At 71.5% G+C, this 17941-nt stretch carries 14 protein-coding genes; 10 read left to right on the forward strand and 4 right to left on the reverse strand.

The genetic code is table 11. The annotated features are described in order from the left end of the window. Window positions 1–136: 136 nt before the first annotated feature. Window positions 137–1165: a LacI family DNA-binding transcriptional regulator gene (locus AW271_RS08145; RefSeq protein WP_030454448.1), complete on the forward strand. Its 1029-nt coding sequence runs from the start codon at window positions 137–139 to the stop codon at window positions 1163–1165. Here the strand turns inward: AW271_RS08145 and AW271_RS08150 are convergent. Genes AW271_RS08150 through AW271_RS08160 form a run of 3 tightly spaced genes read right to left on the reverse strand, consistent with a single transcriptional unit; the run spans window position 1140 to window position 4295 of the window. Beyond that, window positions 1140–1997, reverse strand: a complete 858-nt coding sequence (locus AW271_RS08150; protein WP_062334312.1) for a carbohydrate ABC transporter permease — start codon at window positions 1995–1997, stop codon at window positions 1140–1142. The genes AW271_RS08145 and AW271_RS08150 overlap by 26 nt on opposite strands. Further along, complete coding sequence (locus AW271_RS08155) at window positions 1994–2995, reverse strand: carbohydrate ABC transporter permease (protein ID WP_062334315.1); 1002 nt, start codon at window positions 2993–2995, stop codon at window positions 1994–1996. Before AW271_RS08155 ends, AW271_RS08150 begins: the two co-directional genes overlap by 4 nt. Window positions 2996–3002: 7 nt before the next feature. Further along, window positions 3003–4295: an extracellular solute-binding protein gene (locus AW271_RS08160; protein WP_062334318.1), complete on the reverse strand. Its 1293-nt coding sequence runs from the start codon at window positions 4293–4295 to the stop codon at window positions 3003–3005. Between the two features lie 280 nt (window positions 4296–4575). Here AW271_RS08160 and AW271_RS08165 point away from each other — a divergent pair, with 280 nt between their 5' ends. The 6 genes from AW271_RS08165 (at window position 4576) to AW271_RS08190 (ending at window position 10822) form a co-directional block, all read left to right on the forward strand. Then, window positions 4576–6327 (forward strand): alpha/beta fold hydrolase, encoded by a 1752-nt coding sequence (locus AW271_RS08165; RefSeq protein WP_157553964.1) that lies wholly within the window; start codon window positions 4576–4578, stop codon window positions 6325–6327. Between the two features lie 237 nt (window positions 6328–6564). Then, window positions 6565–7599, forward strand: coding sequence for a Gfo/Idh/MocA family protein (locus tag AW271_RS08170; RefSeq protein WP_062334325.1), 1035 nt, complete (start codon window positions 6565–6567; stop codon window positions 7597–7599). After that, window positions 7587–8426: a DUF6807 domain-containing protein gene (locus AW271_RS08175; protein ID WP_062334327.1), complete on the forward strand. Its 840-nt coding sequence runs from the start codon at window positions 7587–7589 to the stop codon at window positions 8424–8426. The genes AW271_RS08170 and AW271_RS08175 overlap by 13 nt, the downstream gene beginning before the upstream one ends. Further along, window positions 8414–9052 carry a cupin domain-containing protein gene (locus AW271_RS08180; protein WP_062334330.1) on the forward strand — a complete coding sequence of 213 codons (639 nt, stop codon included), beginning with the start codon at window positions 8414–8416 and terminating at the stop codon, window positions 9050–9052. Before AW271_RS08175 ends, AW271_RS08180 begins: the two co-directional genes overlap by 13 nt. Window positions 9053–9233: 181 nt before the next feature. Further along, window positions 9234–9803, forward strand: coding sequence for a copper resistance CopC family protein (locus AW271_RS08185; protein WP_062334332.1), 570 nt, complete (start codon window positions 9234–9236; stop codon window positions 9801–9803). Further along, window positions 9800–10822: a CopD family protein gene (locus tag AW271_RS08190; RefSeq protein WP_062334335.1), complete on the forward strand. Its 1023-nt coding sequence runs from the start codon at window positions 9800–9802 to the stop codon at window positions 10820–10822. Before AW271_RS08185 ends, AW271_RS08190 begins: the two co-directional genes overlap by 4 nt. Here AW271_RS08190 and AW271_RS08195 read toward each other — a convergent pair. After that, complete coding sequence (locus AW271_RS08195; RefSeq protein WP_245652985.1) at window positions 10803–11921, reverse strand: hypothetical protein; 1119 nt, start codon at window positions 11919–11921, stop codon at window positions 10803–10805. The two genes, AW271_RS08190 and AW271_RS08195, sit on opposite strands and share 20 nt — an antisense overlap. A 57-nt stretch (window positions 11922–11978) precedes the next feature. On the opposite strand from AW271_RS08195, the gene AW271_RS08200 reads away from it, so the two are divergent. Genes AW271_RS08200 through AW271_RS08210 form a run of 3 tightly spaced genes read left to right on the forward strand, consistent with a single transcriptional unit; the run spans window position 11979 to window position 17676 of the window. Next, window positions 11979–14270 carry a beta-glucosidase family protein gene (locus AW271_RS08200; RefSeq protein ID WP_083976300.1) on the forward strand — a complete coding sequence of 764 codons (2292 nt, stop codon included), beginning with the start codon at window positions 11979–11981 and terminating at the stop codon, window positions 14268–14270. After that, window positions 14267–16837, forward strand: coding sequence for an alpha/beta fold hydrolase (locus AW271_RS08205; RefSeq protein WP_062334337.1), 2571 nt, complete (start codon window positions 14267–14269; stop codon window positions 16835–16837). The genes AW271_RS08200 and AW271_RS08205 overlap by 4 nt, the downstream gene beginning before the upstream one ends. Then, window positions 16834–17676 carry an ABC transporter permease gene (locus tag AW271_RS08210; protein ID WP_062334339.1) on the forward strand — a complete coding sequence of 281 codons (843 nt, stop codon included), beginning with the start codon at window positions 16834–16836 and terminating at the stop codon, window positions 17674–17676. Before AW271_RS08205 ends, AW271_RS08210 begins: the two co-directional genes overlap by 4 nt. Window positions 17677–17941 lie beyond the last annotated feature (265 nt).

The raw sequence follows: 17941 nt of genomic DNA on the forward strand, positions 1-17941 counted from the left end.
GACTGTTACCGAATATTTCGCAAGCCGCAGCATAGATATCCAGCTCGCGGACCGTCAACAAAGTGCTGGGAGCGCTACCACCGGGAATGACACCCCTGGTACGCGTACCCGAAACCTTTCGGATACACTTCCGGCCATGCCAGCGAAAAGGCGGGTGACGATCGCCGTAATCGCCCAAGAGGCGGGTGTGTCGGTCCCCACGGTGTCCAAGGTCATCAACGGCCGCCCAGAAGTCGCGCCGGAGACCCGGCAGCGGGTGGAACGACTGCTGCACAAACACGGCTACCAGCGCCGGGTCAGCCCCGGCGACGGCCCCGTGGGGCTGATCGACCTCGTGTTCGCCGAGATCGAGAGCCCCTGGGCCATGGAGATCGTGCGGGGCGCCGAGACGGCCGCCCGCGAGGCCGAGGCCAGCGTGGTCATCTCGGTCCTGCACACCCACGCCGGGCCGGGCCGCGACTGGCTGGAGCGCATCGCCGCCCGCCGCACCGACGGCGTCGTCGTCGTCGCCTCGCGGCTGTCGGCCGGTCTGCAGAACCAGCTGGCGGCCCGCTCGATGCCCTTCGTGGTGGTCGACCCCGAGGGCGAGCCGGCCGGTGGCGTCGCCTCCGTCGGCGCCACCAACTGGCACGGCGGCCTGGCCGCCACCCGCCATCTGCTGGAGCTCGGCCACCGCCGGATCGGGATGATCGGCGGCCCGGCCGACATGTTGTGCAGCCGGGCCCGCATAGACGGCTACCGCGCCGCCCTGGAGACCGCCGGGGTGCCCGTCGAGCCGGGCCTGATCCGCTACGGCAGCTTCCTCGCCGACGCCGGCCACGACCACGGTCATGCCCTGCTGTCGCTGCCCGACCGTCCGACGGCCATCTTCGCCGGCAGCGACATGCAGGCGTTCGGGGTGTTCGAGGCGGCCCGGCAGCGCGGGCTGCGCGTGCCCGAGGACCTCAGCGTGGTCGGCTTCGACGACCTGCCGCTGGCCCAGTCGGCCTGGCCGCCGCTCACCACGGTCCGCCAGCCGCTCCAGGACATGGCCGCGCTGGCCACCCGGATGGTGCTGGCGATGGGCCGCGGGGAACACCCCGAGGCCCGCCGGGTCGAGCTGGCCACCGATCTGGTGGTCCGCGAGAGCACGACGCCGATCACCCTTTCGTCGCCCCCGCAGTGAGGCCGCCGATGAGCTGCCGCTCGGCGACCGCGTAGAAGGCCAGCGCGGGGATCATCGCCAGGACCACGTACGCGAGGATCTTGGCGGTGTCGGCCGAATACTGGCCGCTGAACTGCTGCACGCCCACGGGGAGCGTCCACCACACCTTGTCGTTGAAGACCACCAGCGGCAGGAAGAAGTTGTTCCAGCTGTTGACGACGGCCAGCACCGACACCGTGGCCAGCGCGGGGCGGGCCATCGGCAGCAGGATCCGCCAGAAGAACCCGAACGGCGAGCAGCCGTCGAGGATGGCGGCCTCCTCCACCTCGTGCGGGATCGACCGGAAGAACGACCGCAGGATGATGATCGTCAGCGCCAGGCCGAAGGCGGCCTGGGGCAGGATCACCCCGAGCGGGTTGTTCAGCAGGCCGAAGAACCGAAGGATGATGAACAGCGGCAGGATCGCCACCGCGAACGGGAACATCAGCCCGGCCGCGAAGATGGTGAACAGCAGCTCCCGCCCCCGGAAGGCGAACCGCGCGAACACGAACGCCGCCAGCGCCGAGACCGCGACCGTGACCAGCGCCGTGCTGAGCGCGATCAGGGAGCTGTTGAAGACCTGCCGCCAGAAGTCCGACGAGGCCAGCACGTTCGTGTAGTTCTCAGGTACCCACGGTGCCGGCAGGCCGATCGGGTTGTTGGCCAGCTGCGGGTTGTCCTTGAAGCCGCCCAGGATGCCGTACACGATCGGCACCATGATGAACACGCCGATGACGATGACGATCGTGTGCAGGGCGATCGGCCGGACGATCCTGGCCGGCGTGCTCCGGCGTTCCCGCGCGTGGACGCTCATCTGCGGCCACCTCCCATGGTCGTGGTGGCCCCGTCGAGGTCGCGCTTGAGCACGAACCGCTGGTAGCCGATGGCGAAGACCAGGCTGAGCAGGAACATCACCACGCTGATCGCGCTTGCGTAACCGACCTGGAAGCGGTTGAAGCCGATGTCGTACATCGTCACGCCGAGCGTCTCCGACGCGTGCACGGGGCCGCCCCCTGTCAGCACGTACACCAGGTCGAAGAGCTGGATGGTGCCGATCACGGACAGGAAGATCGTGATCCGGATCGTCGGGCCGAGCAGCGGCAGCGTCACGTAGCGGAACACGTGCCAGGGGCCGCAGCCGTCGATCTGGGCCGCCTCGGTGAGCTCCTTGGGGATGCTCTGCCGGCCGGCCAGGTAGAGGATCACGTAGAACCCGAAGTACTTCCACGTGATGACGATGAACAGCGAGAACATGACCGTCTCGGGCTCGGACAGGAAGCTCGACGACCCGAGTCCCAGGAAGCCGAGCACCTCGTTGGCCAGCCCGCGCTCCGGCGAGAGCAGCATGCTGAACAGCACGGCCGCGATGACCTCGCTGAGCACGTACGGCGCGAAGAACAGCAGCCGGTAGAGGGCCCGCAGGCGCATCTTCTGGTTCAGCAGCAGCGCGATGGCCAGGGCCAGCGGCAGCTGCACCACCAGCGACAACACGATCAGGAGCGCGCCGCGCCGCAGGTCGCCGAGGAAGATCTCGTTGTCCAGCAGCCGGGTGAAGTTGTCCAGCCCGACGAAGTTCGTCGGCAGCAGGCCGAAGCCGTTCCACTTGAACACGCTGGAGTACATCGCCAGCAGGATCGGCGCCAGCACCAGCAGCGAGAACAGGATGACGCCGGGGAGAAGGAACAGGATGATGGTGATCCGCTTCCGCGCCTTGCCCCGGTTCTTGCTCGGGCGGGGCTGGGGCGGGGGGACCAAGCGTCGCGGGACCGGAGAGGCCGTGACGGCGCTCTCCGGTCCTTTCGTCGTCTTCACGCCGCGACTACTCCGACTGCGCGGTCTCGGTGATGGCCTTGACCACTTCTTCCGGCGACTTGGTCCCGGCGATCAGCTCGGCCACGCTGTCGTTGACCTGCGCGCCGACGGCCGGCGGGTAGGCCTGGTCGAGGTAGAGCTGGAAGCCGGTCGCCTTGGCCAGCACGTCGACGACCATCTTGCCGCGGGGGTCGGTGACGGCGTCCTCGGTGCCCTTGACAACGGGCAGCAGGGCGCCGGTGGCGATCTCCTTGCGGGCGTTGTCGGCCGACAGGATGAACTTCAGGAAGTCGGTGGCCTCCTTCGGCGCGTCCACGCCGACGGCGAAGCCGCCGCCGCCGCCGAGCGCCTCGGTCGCCGCGCCCTTGCCGCCCTCGACCGAGGGGAAGGGGAAGAAGCCGAGCGCCTCGCCGAGGTCGCCGGCGGTGTCCTTCTGGACGGTCGGGGCCCACTGGCCCATCAGCTCCATGGCGGCCTTGCCGCCGCCCATCGCGGCGGCCTGGCCGTCGGGGGTGTCGTAGGGGGCGCCCAGGAAGCCGTTCTGGAACGGCTTGAGGTCGGCCAGTTCCTTGAGCTTCTGACCCGCGGCGATGAAGTCGGGGTTCTCGAACGACTTGGCGGTCGCCGCCTCCTGGAGCGCGGGCAGACCGGCGATCCGCATCGCGAGGTAGGTCCAGTAGTAGTGGCCCGGCCACTTGGCCTTGCCCGCCAGGGCGATCGGGGTGATGTTGGCGGCCTTCAGCTTGTTGACCGCGTCGAGGAACTCGGTCCAGGTCGCGGGCGGCTGCTCGATCCCGGCCTTCTTGAAGAGGTCCTTGTTGTACCAGAAGCCGACCATGCCGATGTCGTACGGGACGCCGTAGGTCTTGCCGCCCAGCTGGTACGCCGCCAGGGCGGCCGGGTTGAAGGTGCCCGACCAGTCGGCGATGTCGGCGGTGATGTCCTTGGCGATGCCGCCGTCGGCCTGCTGCTGGAGCACGCCGCCGCCCCACGTCTGGTAGATGTCGGGGCCTTCACCCGACTGCGCCACCGTGGTCATCTTGGCCTTGAAGGCCTCGTTCTCCAGCGGGTTGATGTTGATCGTCACGTTCGGGTGGGCGGCCATGTACTCCTTGGCCATCGCGTCCCAAACCGGCAGCATGGGCTCGATGTTCTGAATGTGCCACCAGTCGATGACGACCTTCTCCTGCGCCGCCTGCCCCCCGCCGGGCGCGGGCGTTTCCTCGGCTCCGGATCCGCAGCCTGCGAGTAACAGCGCGGCGGCAGCCGCCGTCACCACTGCGCGTCGTGTCAGCGACATATCGGTGGTTCCTTCCGTCCCGGGAATGGACTCCAAGAAACTTTCGATGAAATTCCGATAGTTTCCCTTGATGGCAGGGAGGTTACATCGCGTTTTCCACGGGATCAACGGCCGTTGTGGAGCTGTTACTCGGCCCTTGCCGCTAGGGTTCTGCCGTGGTCCGGGCGGAGATCACGTGAAATCGCGTGCGATCCCCCATCAAGTGCGGATTTGGCAGTGAGGTTGACGGGTGCCCGGATGGAAGACGGCGGTGAGCCTGATCGCGGCTTCCGTCACGCTCATGGGACTTTCAGCGCCCGCGTCCGCACGGGCGCGGGCGGACATGGAGGAGCGACCCTGTCCCGTCGCCGTGCCCGCGGGCACCACGTGCGGCTATCTGCTGGTCCCCGAGCGGCGCGACGCCTACCAGAGCGACACGATCAAGGTCGGCTACGCGATCCGCAAGGCGGCGAATCCGGTCGGCGAGCCGGTCGTCTTCATGAGCGGCGGCCCGGGTTCGGCGTCGATCCCGCTGACCGAGCTGATCACCTCGATCGCGCCCGACCGCGACGTCGTGGTCATCGAGCAGCGCGGCGGGCGATGGTCCGAGCCGCGCCTGGAATGCCCTGAGATCGTCGACGGCGTCCTGAAGGACCTCGCGCCCCCCGCCGCCGTCGCGGCGAGCCCCAGCCCCCCGCCGGTCACGATGCCGATCACGGCCACGCCCGCGCCCGCCCCCAACGGGGCGATGGGCCTGGCGGCCCGCACGTGCAAGGCGCGGCTGACGGTGGACCTGCGGGGCTACCGCACCCAGGAGATCGCCGCCGACGTGGTCGAGCTGCGCCGCTCGCTCGGCTACGACAAGTGGACCCTGTTCGGCGTCAGCTACTCCACCCGCGCGATGCTGCTGGCCGCCGCGATGGACCCCGACGGCGCCAGGTCGCTGGTGCTCGACTCCTACCTGCCCGAGCGCCTCCCCTGGTACGACCAGGCGATGGGCGCCCTGCGGAGCACCCTCGACCGCCTAGGCGTGACCGCCCGGTTCGACGTGGCGGTGCGGAACATCAACGCCAATCCGGTCACCCTCGCCACCCGCGACCCGCTCACCCGCCGCCGCGTCATGGTCCGGCTCACCGGCGACGACGTCGCCACCCTGCTGGCGGAGTCGTTCGCCGACCCCGAGGCGGTGCCGATCCTGCCGGCGCTGGTCGAGGGCCTGGCCGGCGGCCACACCGACCTGCTGCAGCCGCTCGTCGACGCCGCGGGCGGCGCGCTGACCAGCCACGAGTGGGGCCTCTACTACGCCGTGCAGTGCCAGGACGAGACGCCCGCCAACACCTTCGCCGACCGCCGCCTGTTCACCGCCGACAACGACGCGACGGTGTGCGCGGAGTGGCGGCTGCCCCCCTCGGGCGAGGAGGGCGCGATCACCCAGGCGCCGGTCCTGATCCTGGCCGGCCAGGACGACCCCATCACCCCCTCTGCGGCGGCGGCCCAGGCGACCGAGAACCTGCCGGGCGCGCGGTTCCAGGAGTTCGCCGGCGTCGGCCACGGGGTGTTCCTCAGCAGCGACTGCGGCCGCCGGACGATCACCGCGTTCCTGGCCGACCCGGCCGCGCCGGCGCCCTGCGACGCCGCCGTCGCCCCCCGGGCGATGATCGACCCGGGCTCGGTGCACTTCACCGGGGCCGCCTACACGGCCGTGGGGGCGCCGTGGGTGCTGGCGCCGCTCGGCGCCTTCGCGCTGCTGTCGCTCCTCCAGGTCGTCGGCGGCGGGCTCACGGTGCGGCGCGACGGGCTGCTGACCCTGCTGGCCGGGATCGCCGGCGTGCTCTTCTGCGCGGTGGCGGCCTGGAGCGTGCTGACGGTGGACGACGAGGTGTCCTTCGCCGTCGGCATCCCGCCGATCATCTTCTGGACGAGCCCCCTGGCGGTCGTGTCGGCGGGCCTGTCGGTCGTGGCGGCCTTCCGGGAGCGCGCGCCGGGCGTGCTCATCCTGCCCGCGGCGACCGGACTCGTCTTCGCCGCCTGGCTCGTCGGATGGGTTCTCTGACTCTTTTCCGACTCACGGCGTTGACGAGCGCCGTGTGCAGCCTTTACGTTACCCGCAACGAAAAGTCTCGGTAATCTTTTGAAACTTTCGGTAACCGGGTTTCCGAACGTCTCGACGTCGTCCGGACGGAACCCCGGTCCTGATCGCTCACGACGCTCGTCGTGAGGTGAGACGCCCGCGCGGGCGCCCCTGGGAGCGTGGGCGCCCGCGCGGGTCACAACTGGAAGGGATGGCCGGATGATCCGGGTCGCCGTCGTCGGGACCGGCGGGATCGCCGGCGCATGCCATCTTCCGGCGCTGCGGGCGGAGGCCCATCGCGCCGAGGTGGTCGCGGTCGCCGACGTGGACCTGGGCCGGGCCTGGCGGTTCGCCCGCGAGCACGGCGTGCCGCACGCCTATTCGTCGGTGTCGGAGCTGCTCCAGCGGGCCCGTCCCGACCTGGTGCACCTGTGCACGCCGCCCGGGATGCACGCCGTCCAGGCGATCGAGTGTCTCAAATCGGGCGCTTGGGTGTGGATCGAGAAGCCCGCATGTCGTTCACTTGCGGAGTGGGACGCCATCACCGCCGCCGAGGGGCCCGGCTACGCCTCCGTGGTCTCGCAGCACCGCTTCGGCTCCGGCGCCCTCCACCTGAAGGAGATCGCGCCCCTGCTGGGCCGCCCGCTGGTCGCCCAGTGCGTGACGACCTGGTTCCGCGACCACGACTACTTCACGGTCCCGTGGCGGGGCCGGTTCCGGACCGAGGGCGGCGGCCCGACGGTCGGCCACGCGATCCATCAGATCGACGTGATGCTCTCGATCCTGGGCGACTGGGCCGAGGTGAGCGCGACGACCGCGACCCTCGACCGCGACGTCGAGTACGAGGACGTCGCCATGGCCACGGTCCGTTTCACCACCGGCGCGCTGGCCTCCGTCGTGACCAGCCTGCTGTCGCGGCGCGAGGAGAGCTACCTGCGCTTCGACTTCACCGGCGCGACCGTGGAACTCCGTCACCTGTACGGCTACCGCAACGAGAACTGGACCGCCACGACCGACCTGTGGAGTCCGCCCGACGACCGCCCCAGCTCCCACGCGGCCCAGCTGAGCGCGCTGCTCGACGCCTACCAGAAGGACGAGCGCCCGCCCATGAGCGCCCGCCAGGGCCGCCAGGCCCTGGAGCTGGCGACCGGCATCTACGCCTCGGCCCACCGCCGGCGCCCGGTGACCCGCGCCGAACTGACCCCCGACGACCCCTTCTACCACCGGCTGGACGGCGGTGCATGGACGAGCTGATCTACGACGAACGCGGCGTGGAGATCCTGCGCTACGTCTACGACGACCGCGCCTCCGACGTCTTCGAGTCGCCCAAGCCCTACTTCCACCCGATCAGGACGCTCGACGGCGATCTGGTAAGCGCCTTCCGCCCGCACGACCACCGGTGGCACAAGGGCCTGGCCATGACGGTCTCCGACCTGTCGGGGCAGAACTTCTGGGGCGGCGGCACCTACGTCCGCGAGAGGGCGGGCTACGTCGACCTGCCCAACACCGGCACGATCCGGCACGACGGCTTCGAGCGCCCGGGCGTCCAGCGGCTCAGCTGGCACACCCGGGACGGCGAGCACTGGATCGACGAGCTGCGCGAGTTCCGGGTGACCGACGTCGAGGACGACTCGTGGGCGCTGGAGTTCGCCACGACGCTCCGCAACGTCCGGGGGGCCGATCTGGTGTTCGGCAGCCCGAGCACCAACGGCCGCCCGATGGCGGGCTACTGCGGCCTGTTCTGGCGCGGCCCGCGCTCCTTCGAGCACGGTGAGGTGCTCGCCGAGACGGGTGAGGGCCCGGAGATGATGGGCCGCACCTCCCGGTGGCTGGCCTACGCCGGCCGCCACGACGGCGTCGACCGGTCGTCGACGCTGCTCTTCCAGTCCCCCGTCCCGGTGACGTGGTTCGTGCGGACGACGCCGTTCGCGGCGGTCAACCCCTCGATCGCGTTCGACGAGATTGTTAACCTGCCGCCTGGAGAGAGCATGCGGCTTGGCTACCGCGTCGTCGTCTGCTCGGGGGCCTGGGACCGGTCCCGGCTGGTCGCGTACGTTAAGGAGCACGCATGTTCGGCATAGGCGTCACCGCCCTGAGTGTCTACGACTGGCCCGGGGCCGACGGCAGGTGCGGGGGCTCCCCCCACCTGCACACGTTGTGCGCCGAGGCCTACGTCGTGGTGGCGGGCAGCGGGTCGGTGCAGACCCTGACCTGGGAGGGCTACCACGAGACCCCGCTCGTGCCGGGGGCGGTGGTGTGGTTCACGCCGGGCACCGTGCACCGGCTGGTGAACGACGGCGGGTTGAAGATCGTGGTGGTGATGCAGAACAGCGGGCTGCCCGAGGCGGGCGACGCGGTGTTCACCTTCCCCAACGCGGTGCTGAGCGGCGACTACAACCGGGCCGCCGGCATGGCTCCCCGCTGGCGGCGCGATCTGGCTTTAGAGGGTTTCCGGCAGCTCAAGGAGGCGGGCCGGCCCGGCTTCGAGAAGTTCCTGGAGCACGCCGTGCGGATCGTCGGCGACCGGCTCGACGACTTCGAGGACCTGTGGCGCGAGGGCCCGCTCAAGGCCGTCGAGGACACCGAGAAGCAGCTGGCGTCGCTGCGCCGGGGCGACTACGACTACCTGCGCGAGGCCCGCATCCAGGAGGCGTCGGGCGAGCCGCGTGACGGCATGTGCGGCCACCTGTTCACCTATCCCGGATAAGCGCGGCTTAAGAGCGGCTTAAAGCAGTACTATCAGTAAACTTTCTTAAAAGAAGACATTGACTCACCTGATCACGCGGCTTAGGTTCACGGTCATCGGGGCGGAACGACTCTGCCCGCCGAGGCGTCCGGGCCGCGTGAGAAAGGTGACGCTCACGCGGCCCGGGCTTACCCTGCCAATCGTGCGATTTCTCACCGTCCCGCTGGTGCTCCTGGCGGCCCTGCTGCTGCCGCTCCCGGCGTCGGCCCACAACGTCCTGAAGGGCAGCGACCCCGCCGACGGCGCGACCGTCTCCCGGCTCGACCGGGTCACGCTGACCTTCGACCAGCCGGTCCGCCCCGACTTCGCCAAACTCGCGCTGACGGGCCCCGACGGCGGGCGTTACGAGGCCGGCCTGACGGTCCGCGACGAGGTCGTGACCGCGACGGTGAAACCCCTTCCCTCCGGGGGCGTGTACGTCATCGGCTGGCAGATCGTCTCCAACGACGGCCACCCGGTGACCGGGACGATCCGGTTCACGTACACCCCGAATGGAGCCGGCACCCCGACGGGGGCCGCGGCGACGCTGGCGCCCGCGCCCGGCGCGGTGGCCGCCCCGATCCCGGCCGCCTCGGGCGGCGGCTGGGTCTGGGGCCTGCTGGTCTTCGCCCTGCTGCTGCTGGCCCTGTCGACCTGGGTGCTGCACCGCCACGAGTCGCGCCCGCGCCGCGCCGGCTCGACGCCCCCCGCCCACGACCGGACCCTCGCATGACCCTGCTCGCCTCCCGTCCCGCCGCCGTCGACCGGCGGCTGCGCGCCCTCCCCCTGGCGGGGCTGATCGGCGCCGGACTGACCGCCGTCGTGGTGGCCACGTGGGCCACCCTCCCCGAACCGCCCTTCGGGCTGCCCACAGCGGGCCCCTGGGTCGAGTTCGGGCTGCCGGTGGCCCGATTGGTCCTGGATGTCGCCGCGCTCGTCACCGTCGGTCTCAGCCTCTTGCCGAAGCTGCTCGGGTTCGACCATCCCGAGGCCACCGAACCGGCGGCCTCGCGGGCGCGGCGGTGGGCGGTCTACTCGGCCGTCGTGTGGGCGTTCGCGGCGCTCGTCTCGACGTTGCTGAGCGCCGCCGAGGTGATGCCCGACCGGTTCCCCGACGTCCCGCTGTTCGTCGACGCGATCGGCTCGGGGCAGGGGCTCGTGGTGAGCGCGGCGGCGGCCACGCTGAGCGCGGCCATCGGCATGTTCGCCGTCAGGTTCGGCGAGAAGGTGCCCGCCGAGCTGCGGGTCGGCGCGGCCGTGTTCGGGCTGCTGCCGCTGCCGGTGACCGGGCACGCCACGAACTGGTACTGGCACGACCTGAGCATGGTCGCGATGGAGCTGCACGTCATCGGCGCGGCCCTGTGGACCGGCGGGCTGCTGGCGGTGGCGCTGCTGCTGGCCGCCGACCGCGAACTGCTCGGCCGCACGCTGCCGCGGTTCTCACGGCTGGCCACCTGGGCGCTGCTCGTGGTCGCCGCGTCGGGCCTGTTCAGCGGGATCGTGGAGCTGCTGCTCTCCCCCGCCGTGCCGTTCCCCGCCTCGCTGGTGACGACCGACTACGGCGTGCTGGTGCTCGTGAAGGGCCTGCTGGCCGGGGTGATCGCCCTGCTGGGCGCCAACATCCGGTTCCGGCTGCTGCCCGGGGTGGTCGCCCGCCGCCCGACCGCGTTCGCGGCCTGGGCGGCGGTCGAGCTGACCGTGCTGGGCCTCGCCTACGGCGTGGCCGTCGTCATCACGCGGACGGGCGGCTGATCCGCCGGCCCACGAGCTCGACGACGAGCCACGCCACCGCGAGCCCGCCGATCGCGTAGGGCCACGCCCAGGGGGCGTACGGCGGCGCGACCAGGTAGGCGTCCTGGAGCCAGAGCCCGCCGAACACGCCCCCGGTGACGAGCAGCGCCCCCACGGCCACCCGCGCGTAGAGCACGGGCACCAGGAACGCCAGGTCGACGCAGATCGCCCCGAGGAGCAGGAAGAACGGGATCGCCGAACCCGGGAAGCCGACGCCGACGAGCAGCGGCCAGATCACCATCCGGAAGGCCAGGTATCCGGCCGCGATGAAGGTGGCGGTGAACCGGTGGCGGGTCGCCAGCCGCGCCGCCACCAGGATCGCCATCCCGACGATCACCGCCCAGAGCGAGTAGACCTGGTCGGGCACCGGCAGCGCGAAGTTCTGCACCGCGATCGTGTCGACCGGCCGCTCGAGCTGGGCGGCGGCGAAGTTCAGCAGTTCCGTGTCGGCCTCGGGCTCACCGCGCAACCAGGCGGCGAGGCCCAGCACGCCGTACTCCTGGTGCTCGCTCGGGAAGATCGCGTTCTCCAGGAAGAAGCCGAAGAACGCCGCCAGCACGACGGTCCGCCGCCGGCCCGGGGCCGCGCCGACGTACCAGCCCCGGATCACTCCGGCGATCATGAACGCGGTGCCGATGAACAACAACGCGTGCGACGGGCTCCACGCGGTGACGTCGAGGCCGTTGATCCGGTGGTTGATCAGGTCGAGCGGGACGGCCACCAGGAAGGTGCCGGTCCCCCACAGGATCAGCCGCTGGGCCGCCTTGTCGACGCCGTAGCCGGTGTACCAGTGCACGATCGTCAGGCCGACCACGATCATCGTGCCGACCGTGTTGATCAGATGGGGCGGCGCGAGATCGTCGCGCAACCAGCGGAAATGCCACGACACGTCCCAGGACGCGCCGAGCACTTTGAGGCAGAACGCCACGATCCAGGCCGTGTAGAGCACCCGGAAGAGGTCGGGGGGCGTCGGGCGGCCGGGCAGGCCACGCGACCAGAGGGGCAGGCCCCAGGCCACGACCTGGCGGGGCACCCGCGTGAGCATCGTTCCAGTCACCACGCGCGAAATGATGCCGTTCCCTTTACTCACGGCGCAATCAAGAGATGAGGTAGCTCAATGGACCTCGATCGCAAAGCCGCCCTTCTCGGCGGGCAGGACATGTGGACGCTCCCCGCCGCGCCCGAGATCGGCCTGCCGTCGCTGGTGACCTCGGACGGCCCGATCGGGGTGCGCGGCGCCCGCTGGATGGCCGGCGACCCGGCCGTCGCGCTGCCCTCGCCGACCGCCCTCGCCGCCACCTGGGACGTCTCGCTCGCCCGCCGCGTGGGCGAACTGCTGGCCGCCGAGTGCCGCCGCAAGGGCGTGCACGTGCTGCTCGCGCCGACGGTCAACCTGCACCGCACCCCCGTGGGCGGCCGCCACTTCGAGTGCTTCTCTGAGGACCCGCTGCTGACCGGGGAGATCGGGGCGGCGTACGTGGCCGGGGTGCAGTCGGGCGGGGTCGGCGTGACGGTGAAGCACTTCGTGGCCAACGACTCGGAGACCGACCGGATGAGCGTGGACGTCCGGGTCGACGAGCGCACCCTCCGCGAGCTCTACCTGGCCCCCTTCGAGCACGTCGTGCGCACGGCGCGGCCGTGGGGGGTGATGGCGGCCTACAACCGCGTGAACGGGGTGCCGATGTGCGAGCACACCGAGCTGATCGAGGGCGTGCTGCGCGGCGAGTGGGGCTTCGACGGGGTCGTGATCTCCGACTGGACGGCCGCCCGCGACGCCGTCGGGTGCGCGCTGGGCGGGCTCGACCTGGCCATGCCGGGACCGGCCAGCGTCTACGGGGAGCCGCTGGTCAGGGGGGTGCTGGAGGGGCTCGTACCGGAGGAGCTGCTCGACCGGAAGGTGGCCAGGCTCCGGGAGCTGCACGACCGCGTCGACCTGTCGGAGCGCGCGTCGCCCGACGGGGTGGCGCTCGCCCGCGAGGTCGCGGCGCGGTCGGCCACGCTGCTCGTCAACGACGGGGTGCTGCCGCTCGCGCCCTCGGCGAAGGTCGCGCTGATCGGCGGCCTGGCCGCCGACCCCCGGATCCTGGGCGGCGGGAGCGCCCTGGTCTTCCCCGAGCACGCCGTCTCGCCGCTCGACGGCCTCACCGCCGCCGGGGTCGACGTCGCCTACAGCCGGGGCGCCGACGCGAGCGACCGCATCGCCCCCGCCGTGATGGCGGCCACCGCCACCGCGCGCGACGCCGCCGGGCGCGTGCTCGGCGAGTTCCCCCTCCGCGACGGCGCGCTCGTCTGGCTCGGCGACGTGCCCGTCCCCTACGAGGAGCTGCGCACCGTCGAGATCAGCGGCGTCCTGGACGCGGCCCCCGGCTGGAACACCCTGGCCGTCGAGGGCGCCGGCCGCTTCACCCTGGAGGCCGACGGCCAGACGTTGTTCGACGGCGTGGTCCGCCCGGACGGCGCCGACCCCATGAACGTCTTCTTCCTCCCGCCGCAGCACCAGGTGCTCGCCGACCTGCCCGGACCGGTCGTCGTCAGCCTGGTCCACACCGTCACGCCCGCCCCGGCCCACCAGCCCTACGTCGGCTTCTCCCTCTGCCACCGCCCGCCGAGGCCCACCACCGGCCGGATGATCTCCGAGGCCGTCGCGGCGGCCCGCGAGGCCGACGTGGCCGTCGTCGTGGTCGGCACCTCCAAGGAGGTCGAGAGCGAGGGCTTCGACCGCACGTCGCTGCGGCTCCCCGGCCGCCAGGACGAACTCGTCGCCAGGGTCGCCGCCGCCAACCCGCGCACCGTCGTCGTGGTCAACGCCGGGTCGCCGGTCGAGATGCCGTGGCGGGAGGAGGTCGCCGCGATCCTGCTGACGTGGTTCCCCGGCCAGGAGGGCGGCCACGCCCTGGCCGACGTGCTGACCGGCGCCGCCGAACCGGGCGGCCGCCTGCCGACCACCTGGCCCGCCGCCCTCGCCGACTGCCCCGTGACCGACGTCACACCCGTCGGCGGAGTGCTCGCCTACGACGAGGGCCGCTTCATCGGCTACCGCGCCTGGGACCGCCACGACACCGCCCCCGCCTTCCCGTTCGGCCACGGCCTGGGCTACACGACGTGGTCGTACGACCAGATCGCCGTCGACGGCCTGACCGTGACCGTCACCCTCACCAACACCGGCGACCGGCCCGGACGCGAGGTCGTGCAGGTCTACCTGGCCCCCGACGACCCGGGCGACCGCCCGGCCCGCTGGCTGGCCGCCTTCACGACGTGCGAGGCCGACGCGGGCCAGACGGTTTCGGTCACCGTCGAGATCCCGAGGCGCGCGGTCGAGAGCTGGACCGAAAAGGGCTGGCAGGCGGCGCCCGGCACGTACCGGGTCCTCAGCGGACTCTCAGCGAGCGCCGATAGTCTCGCGATATGACGTTTCGCGGGGGCCGGCGCGGCCTCGCCGTGCTCGCCGCCGTGCTCGTGGCCATCGCCGGGATCATCTGGATCGCCTGGCCCTCCGACGGGCCGCCCCAGGGCCAGGACGTGGTCATCCCCGTCGTCGACGGCCCGGCCGACGACCAAAAGGTGCTGATCGACGCCGCCTACTTCCCGCCCGAGGGCGGGGGCAGGGCGCCGGCGGTGCTGCTCGGGCACGGGTTCGGCGGAAGCAAGGACAGTGTCCGCGACCAGGCCGGGCAGCTGGCCGAGCAGGGGTACGCGGTGCTCACCTGGTCGGCGCGCGGGTTCGGGCGCTCGACCGGCGAGATCGCGCTCAACTCGCCCGACTACGAGGTCAAGGACGTCCGGCAGCTCATCGACTGGCTGGCGAAGAAGCCCGAGGTGCTGCTCGACGCCGCCGGTGACCCGCGGGTCGGCATGGCGGGCGGTTCCTACGGCGGCGCGATCGCGCTGATGACCGCCGCCCACGATCCCCGCGTCGACGCCATCGCGCCCTCGATCACCTGGTACGACCTGGCCGACGCCCTGTTCCCCGAGTCATCGGGGGCCGGTCCGGCCGCGGGCGTGTTCAAGAAGATGTGGGCCGGGATCTTCTTCAGCGCCGGCGGGTCGGGGCTCAACCCCGCCTCGCAGGCCGACGGGCTGGCCCGGCTGCTGACCGGCTCGGCCGGGCAGCCCGCCCCGGCCGAGGTCACCCCCGACCAGGCGCAGTGCGGGCGGTTCCTGCCCGCGATCTGCACCGTCTACCAGCAGATCGCGGCCACCGGGAAGGCCACGCCCGAGGCGATCGACCTGCTGCGCAGGTCGAGCCCCGTCTCGGTCCAGGGCAGGATCAAGGTCCCGTCGCTGATCATCCAGGGGCAGCGCGACTCGTTGTTCCCGCTCGGCCACGCCGACCTCAACGCCAAGGCCATCGCCGCCACCGGCGCCCCGGTCGAGGTCGTCTGGATCGCCGGAGGCCACGACGGCGGCGACGCCGAGAACGACTTCGTCTTCGCCCAGACCCTCAACTGGTTCGACGCCCACCTGAAGAAGGACGGCGCGGCCACCGGCCAGGCGTTCACCGTCTCCCGCGACGGCGGCCGCGACCCCGGAACCCGGCAGAACGTCCTGCTGCACGCCGAGGGCCCCGCCTACGCCGGGCTCGGCGGCACCGTGACGACCGCGCTCGACCTGCTCGGCCCCGACCAGGAGGTGGCCACCCCGCCCGGCGGCAGCCCGGCCGCGATCTCGTCGGTGCCCGGCCTGAGCGGCCTGCTCGGCGGCGGCGCGGGCGGCGGCGGCTCGGCGGGCGCCTCGCTCGACCTGCCCGGCCAGGTCGCCCTCTTCCAGACCCGCCCGCTCGACACCGCGCTCACCGTGACCGGTTCGCCGACCGCCGAGATCAAGGTGTACGGCGAGGGCGAGGTCACCCTCTTCGCCAAGCTCTACGACGCCGCCTCCGGCCAGCTCGCGGTGCTGCCCGGCGGCCTGGCCGCGCCGCTGCGCGTCACCGCGACCCCGGCGGGCACGCCGGTCAAGATCGCCCTCCCGGCGATCGACCGCCGCGTCGAGGCCGGTCACGTGCTGCGCCTGGCGATCACCACGACCGACATGGCCTACGCGCTCCCGGCGCAGCCGAGCGTGCACAAGATCGGCCTGGGCTCCACCACGCTGACCATGCCGGTCGACGCCGGGCTGGCCGCCCCCGCGCAGGGGCCCGCCTGGTGGACGTGGGCGTTCCCGCTCGCGTCGGTGCTGGCGGCGGCGGTGATCCTGCTGACCGGACGCCGGCGCCGCGCGGAGATCGCGCCCGACCCGGCGCTGGCCGAGGTGCCGCTGGAGATCACCGGCCTGGCCAAGCGCTACGCGAACGGCCACAAGGCCGTCGACGACCTGTCGTTCCGCGTCGAGAAGGGCCAGGTCCTCGGCCTGCTCGGGCCCAACGGCGCGGGCAAGACGACCACGATGCGGATGATGATGGGCCTCATCCACCCCGACGGCGGCGAGATCCGCATCTTCGGCGAGAAGGTCGTGCCGGGCTCGCCGGTGTTGGCGCGGCTGGGCTCGTTCGTCGAGGGCGCGGGCTTCCTGCCGCACCTGTCGGGCCGCGACAACCTCACGCTCTACTGGCAGGCGACCGGCCGTCCCGCCGCCGACGCCCACTTCGAGGAGGCGCTGGAGATCGCCGGTCTGGGCGCCGCCGTCGAGCGCGCCGTCCGCACCTACTCCCAGGGCATGCGGCAGCGGCTGGCCATCGCGCAGGCCATGCTGGGCCTGCCCGACCTGCTCGTGCTCGACGAACCCACCAACGGGCTCGACCCGCCCCAGATCGCCGAGATGCGGCGGGTGCTGAAGGCGTACGCCACCGAGGGCCGGACCGTCATCGTGTCCAGCCACCTGCTCGGCGAGGTCGAGCAGACGTGCAGCCACGCCGTCGTCATGCACCGGGGCCGGCTGGTCTCGGCCGGTCCGGTCGCCGAGCTGCTGCGCCGCGGCGAACTCAACGGCTCCACCCGCCTGGAGGACGTGTTCCTCGACCTGATCGGAGAAAAGGCATGACCGCGACCGGCTACGCGCCCGGGCGCACCCTCCCGCTGCGGGTCGAGTTCGTCCGCCAGTTCCGCCGCCGGCGCACGATGGTCATGTTCGGGCTGCTCGCGGCGCTGCCGTGGATCCTGGTGATCGCCTTCCAGTTCGGCCCGAACAACAACCGGGGCGGCAACGGCCTGCGGATCTCCGACCTCGCCATGGAGGGCGGCCTCAACTTCGCCGCGTTCGCGCTGTCGGTGTCGGCGAGCTTCCTGCTGATGGTCGCGGTGGCGCTGTTCTGCGGCGACACCGTGGCGAGCGAGGCCAACTGGTCGTCGCTGCGTTATCTGCTGGCCGCGCCGATCCCGCGCGACCGCCTGCTGCGGCAGAAGCTGATCGTCGCGCTCGCCTACTCGGCCGCCGCCGTCACGGTGGTGCCGGTGATGGCGGTGCTGGCGGGCACGCTGGCGTTCGGCTGGAACGACGTGCGGGTGCCCGGCACGGGTGAGGTCATCGCGGCCATGGACGTGCTGCCGAAATTCGGAATCGTCATCCTGTACGCCATGGTGACCAACCTGGTCGTCGCATCACTGGCGTTCCTGCTCTCGGTGAGCACCGACTCGCCGCTGGGCGCGGTCGGCGGCGCGGTCGGCCTGGTCATCGTCAGCACGATCCTGCAGGCGGTGGAGGCCCTGGGCGGCCTGCGGGAGTTCCTGCCGACCTTCTGGAACACCGCCTGGCTCGACGCCCTGGCCCCGGTCCCCGACTACAGTGGCATGATCAAGGGCGCCGCGATCGCGGTCACGTACGCGGCCGTCCTGCTGGCCTTCGCGTTCCGCCGGTTCCGCCGTAAGGACGTCGTTTCCTGACATTGACAGGTCTCCGATTTCGTGTAGGAATCGATGGGACAAAAGGCTCAATTAAGCTCGGACGCTTTAATTAAGCGCAATCACGCCCACACAACGCACCGGGCCGAAAACTCCTGCGCCCCTGGGACCGTGCCATTGCCGGTTCACTTTTGTCGCGCCCGGCCAGACGAATCGGAAGGACCTGCTCGTGACCAGTGTCGTTTCGTCGCCCCGGTTGGATGTCCCCTCCTTCTACTGCCCCTTCCCCTACGCCATCTCCCCTGAA

This window comes from Herbidospora sakaeratensis (genome assembly GCF_001570525.1).
Lineage (GTDB): Bacteria > Actinomycetota > Actinomycetes > Streptosporangiales > Streptosporangiaceae > Herbidospora > Herbidospora sakaeratensis.

Coding starts and splice junctions, on each gene's coding strand:
- AW271_RS08145 (WP_030454448.1), top strand. CDS start 137: ATGCCAGCGAAAAGGCGGGTGACGATCGCCGTAATCGCCCAAGAGGCG.
- AW271_RS08150 (WP_062334312.1), bottom strand. CDS start 1,997: ATGAGCGTCCACGCGCGGGAACGCCGGAGCACGCCGGCCAGGATCGTC.
- AW271_RS08160 (WP_062334318.1), bottom strand. CDS start 4,295: ATGTCGCTGACACGACGCGCAGTGGTGACGGCGGCTGCCGCCGCGCTG.
- AW271_RS08165 (WP_157553964.1), top strand. CDS start 4,576: ATGGGACTTTCAGCGCCCGCGTCCGCACGGGCGCGGGCGGACATGGAG.
- AW271_RS08170 (WP_062334325.1), top strand. CDS start 6,565: ATGATCCGGGTCGCCGTCGTCGGGACCGGCGGGATCGCCGGCGCATGC.
- AW271_RS08175 (WP_062334327.1), top strand. CDS start 7,587: ATGGACGAGCTGATCTACGACGAACGCGGCGTGGAGATCCTGCGCTAC.
- AW271_RS08180 (WP_062334330.1), top strand. CDS start 8,414: ATGTTCGGCATAGGCGTCACCGCCCTGAGTGTCTACGACTGGCCCGGG.
- AW271_RS08190 (WP_062334335.1), top strand. CDS start 9,800: ATGACCCTGCTCGCCTCCCGTCCCGCCGCCGTCGACCGGCGGCTGCGC.
- AW271_RS08200 (WP_083976300.1), top strand. CDS start 11,979: ATGGACCTCGATCGCAAAGCCGCCCTTCTCGGCGGGCAGGACATGTGG.
- AW271_RS08205 (WP_062334337.1), top strand. CDS start 14,267: ATGACGTTTCGCGGGGGCCGGCGCGGCCTCGCCGTGCTCGCCGCCGTG.
- AW271_RS08210 (WP_062334339.1), top strand. CDS start 16,834: ATGACCGCGACCGGCTACGCGCCCGGGCGCACCCTCCCGCTGCGGGTC.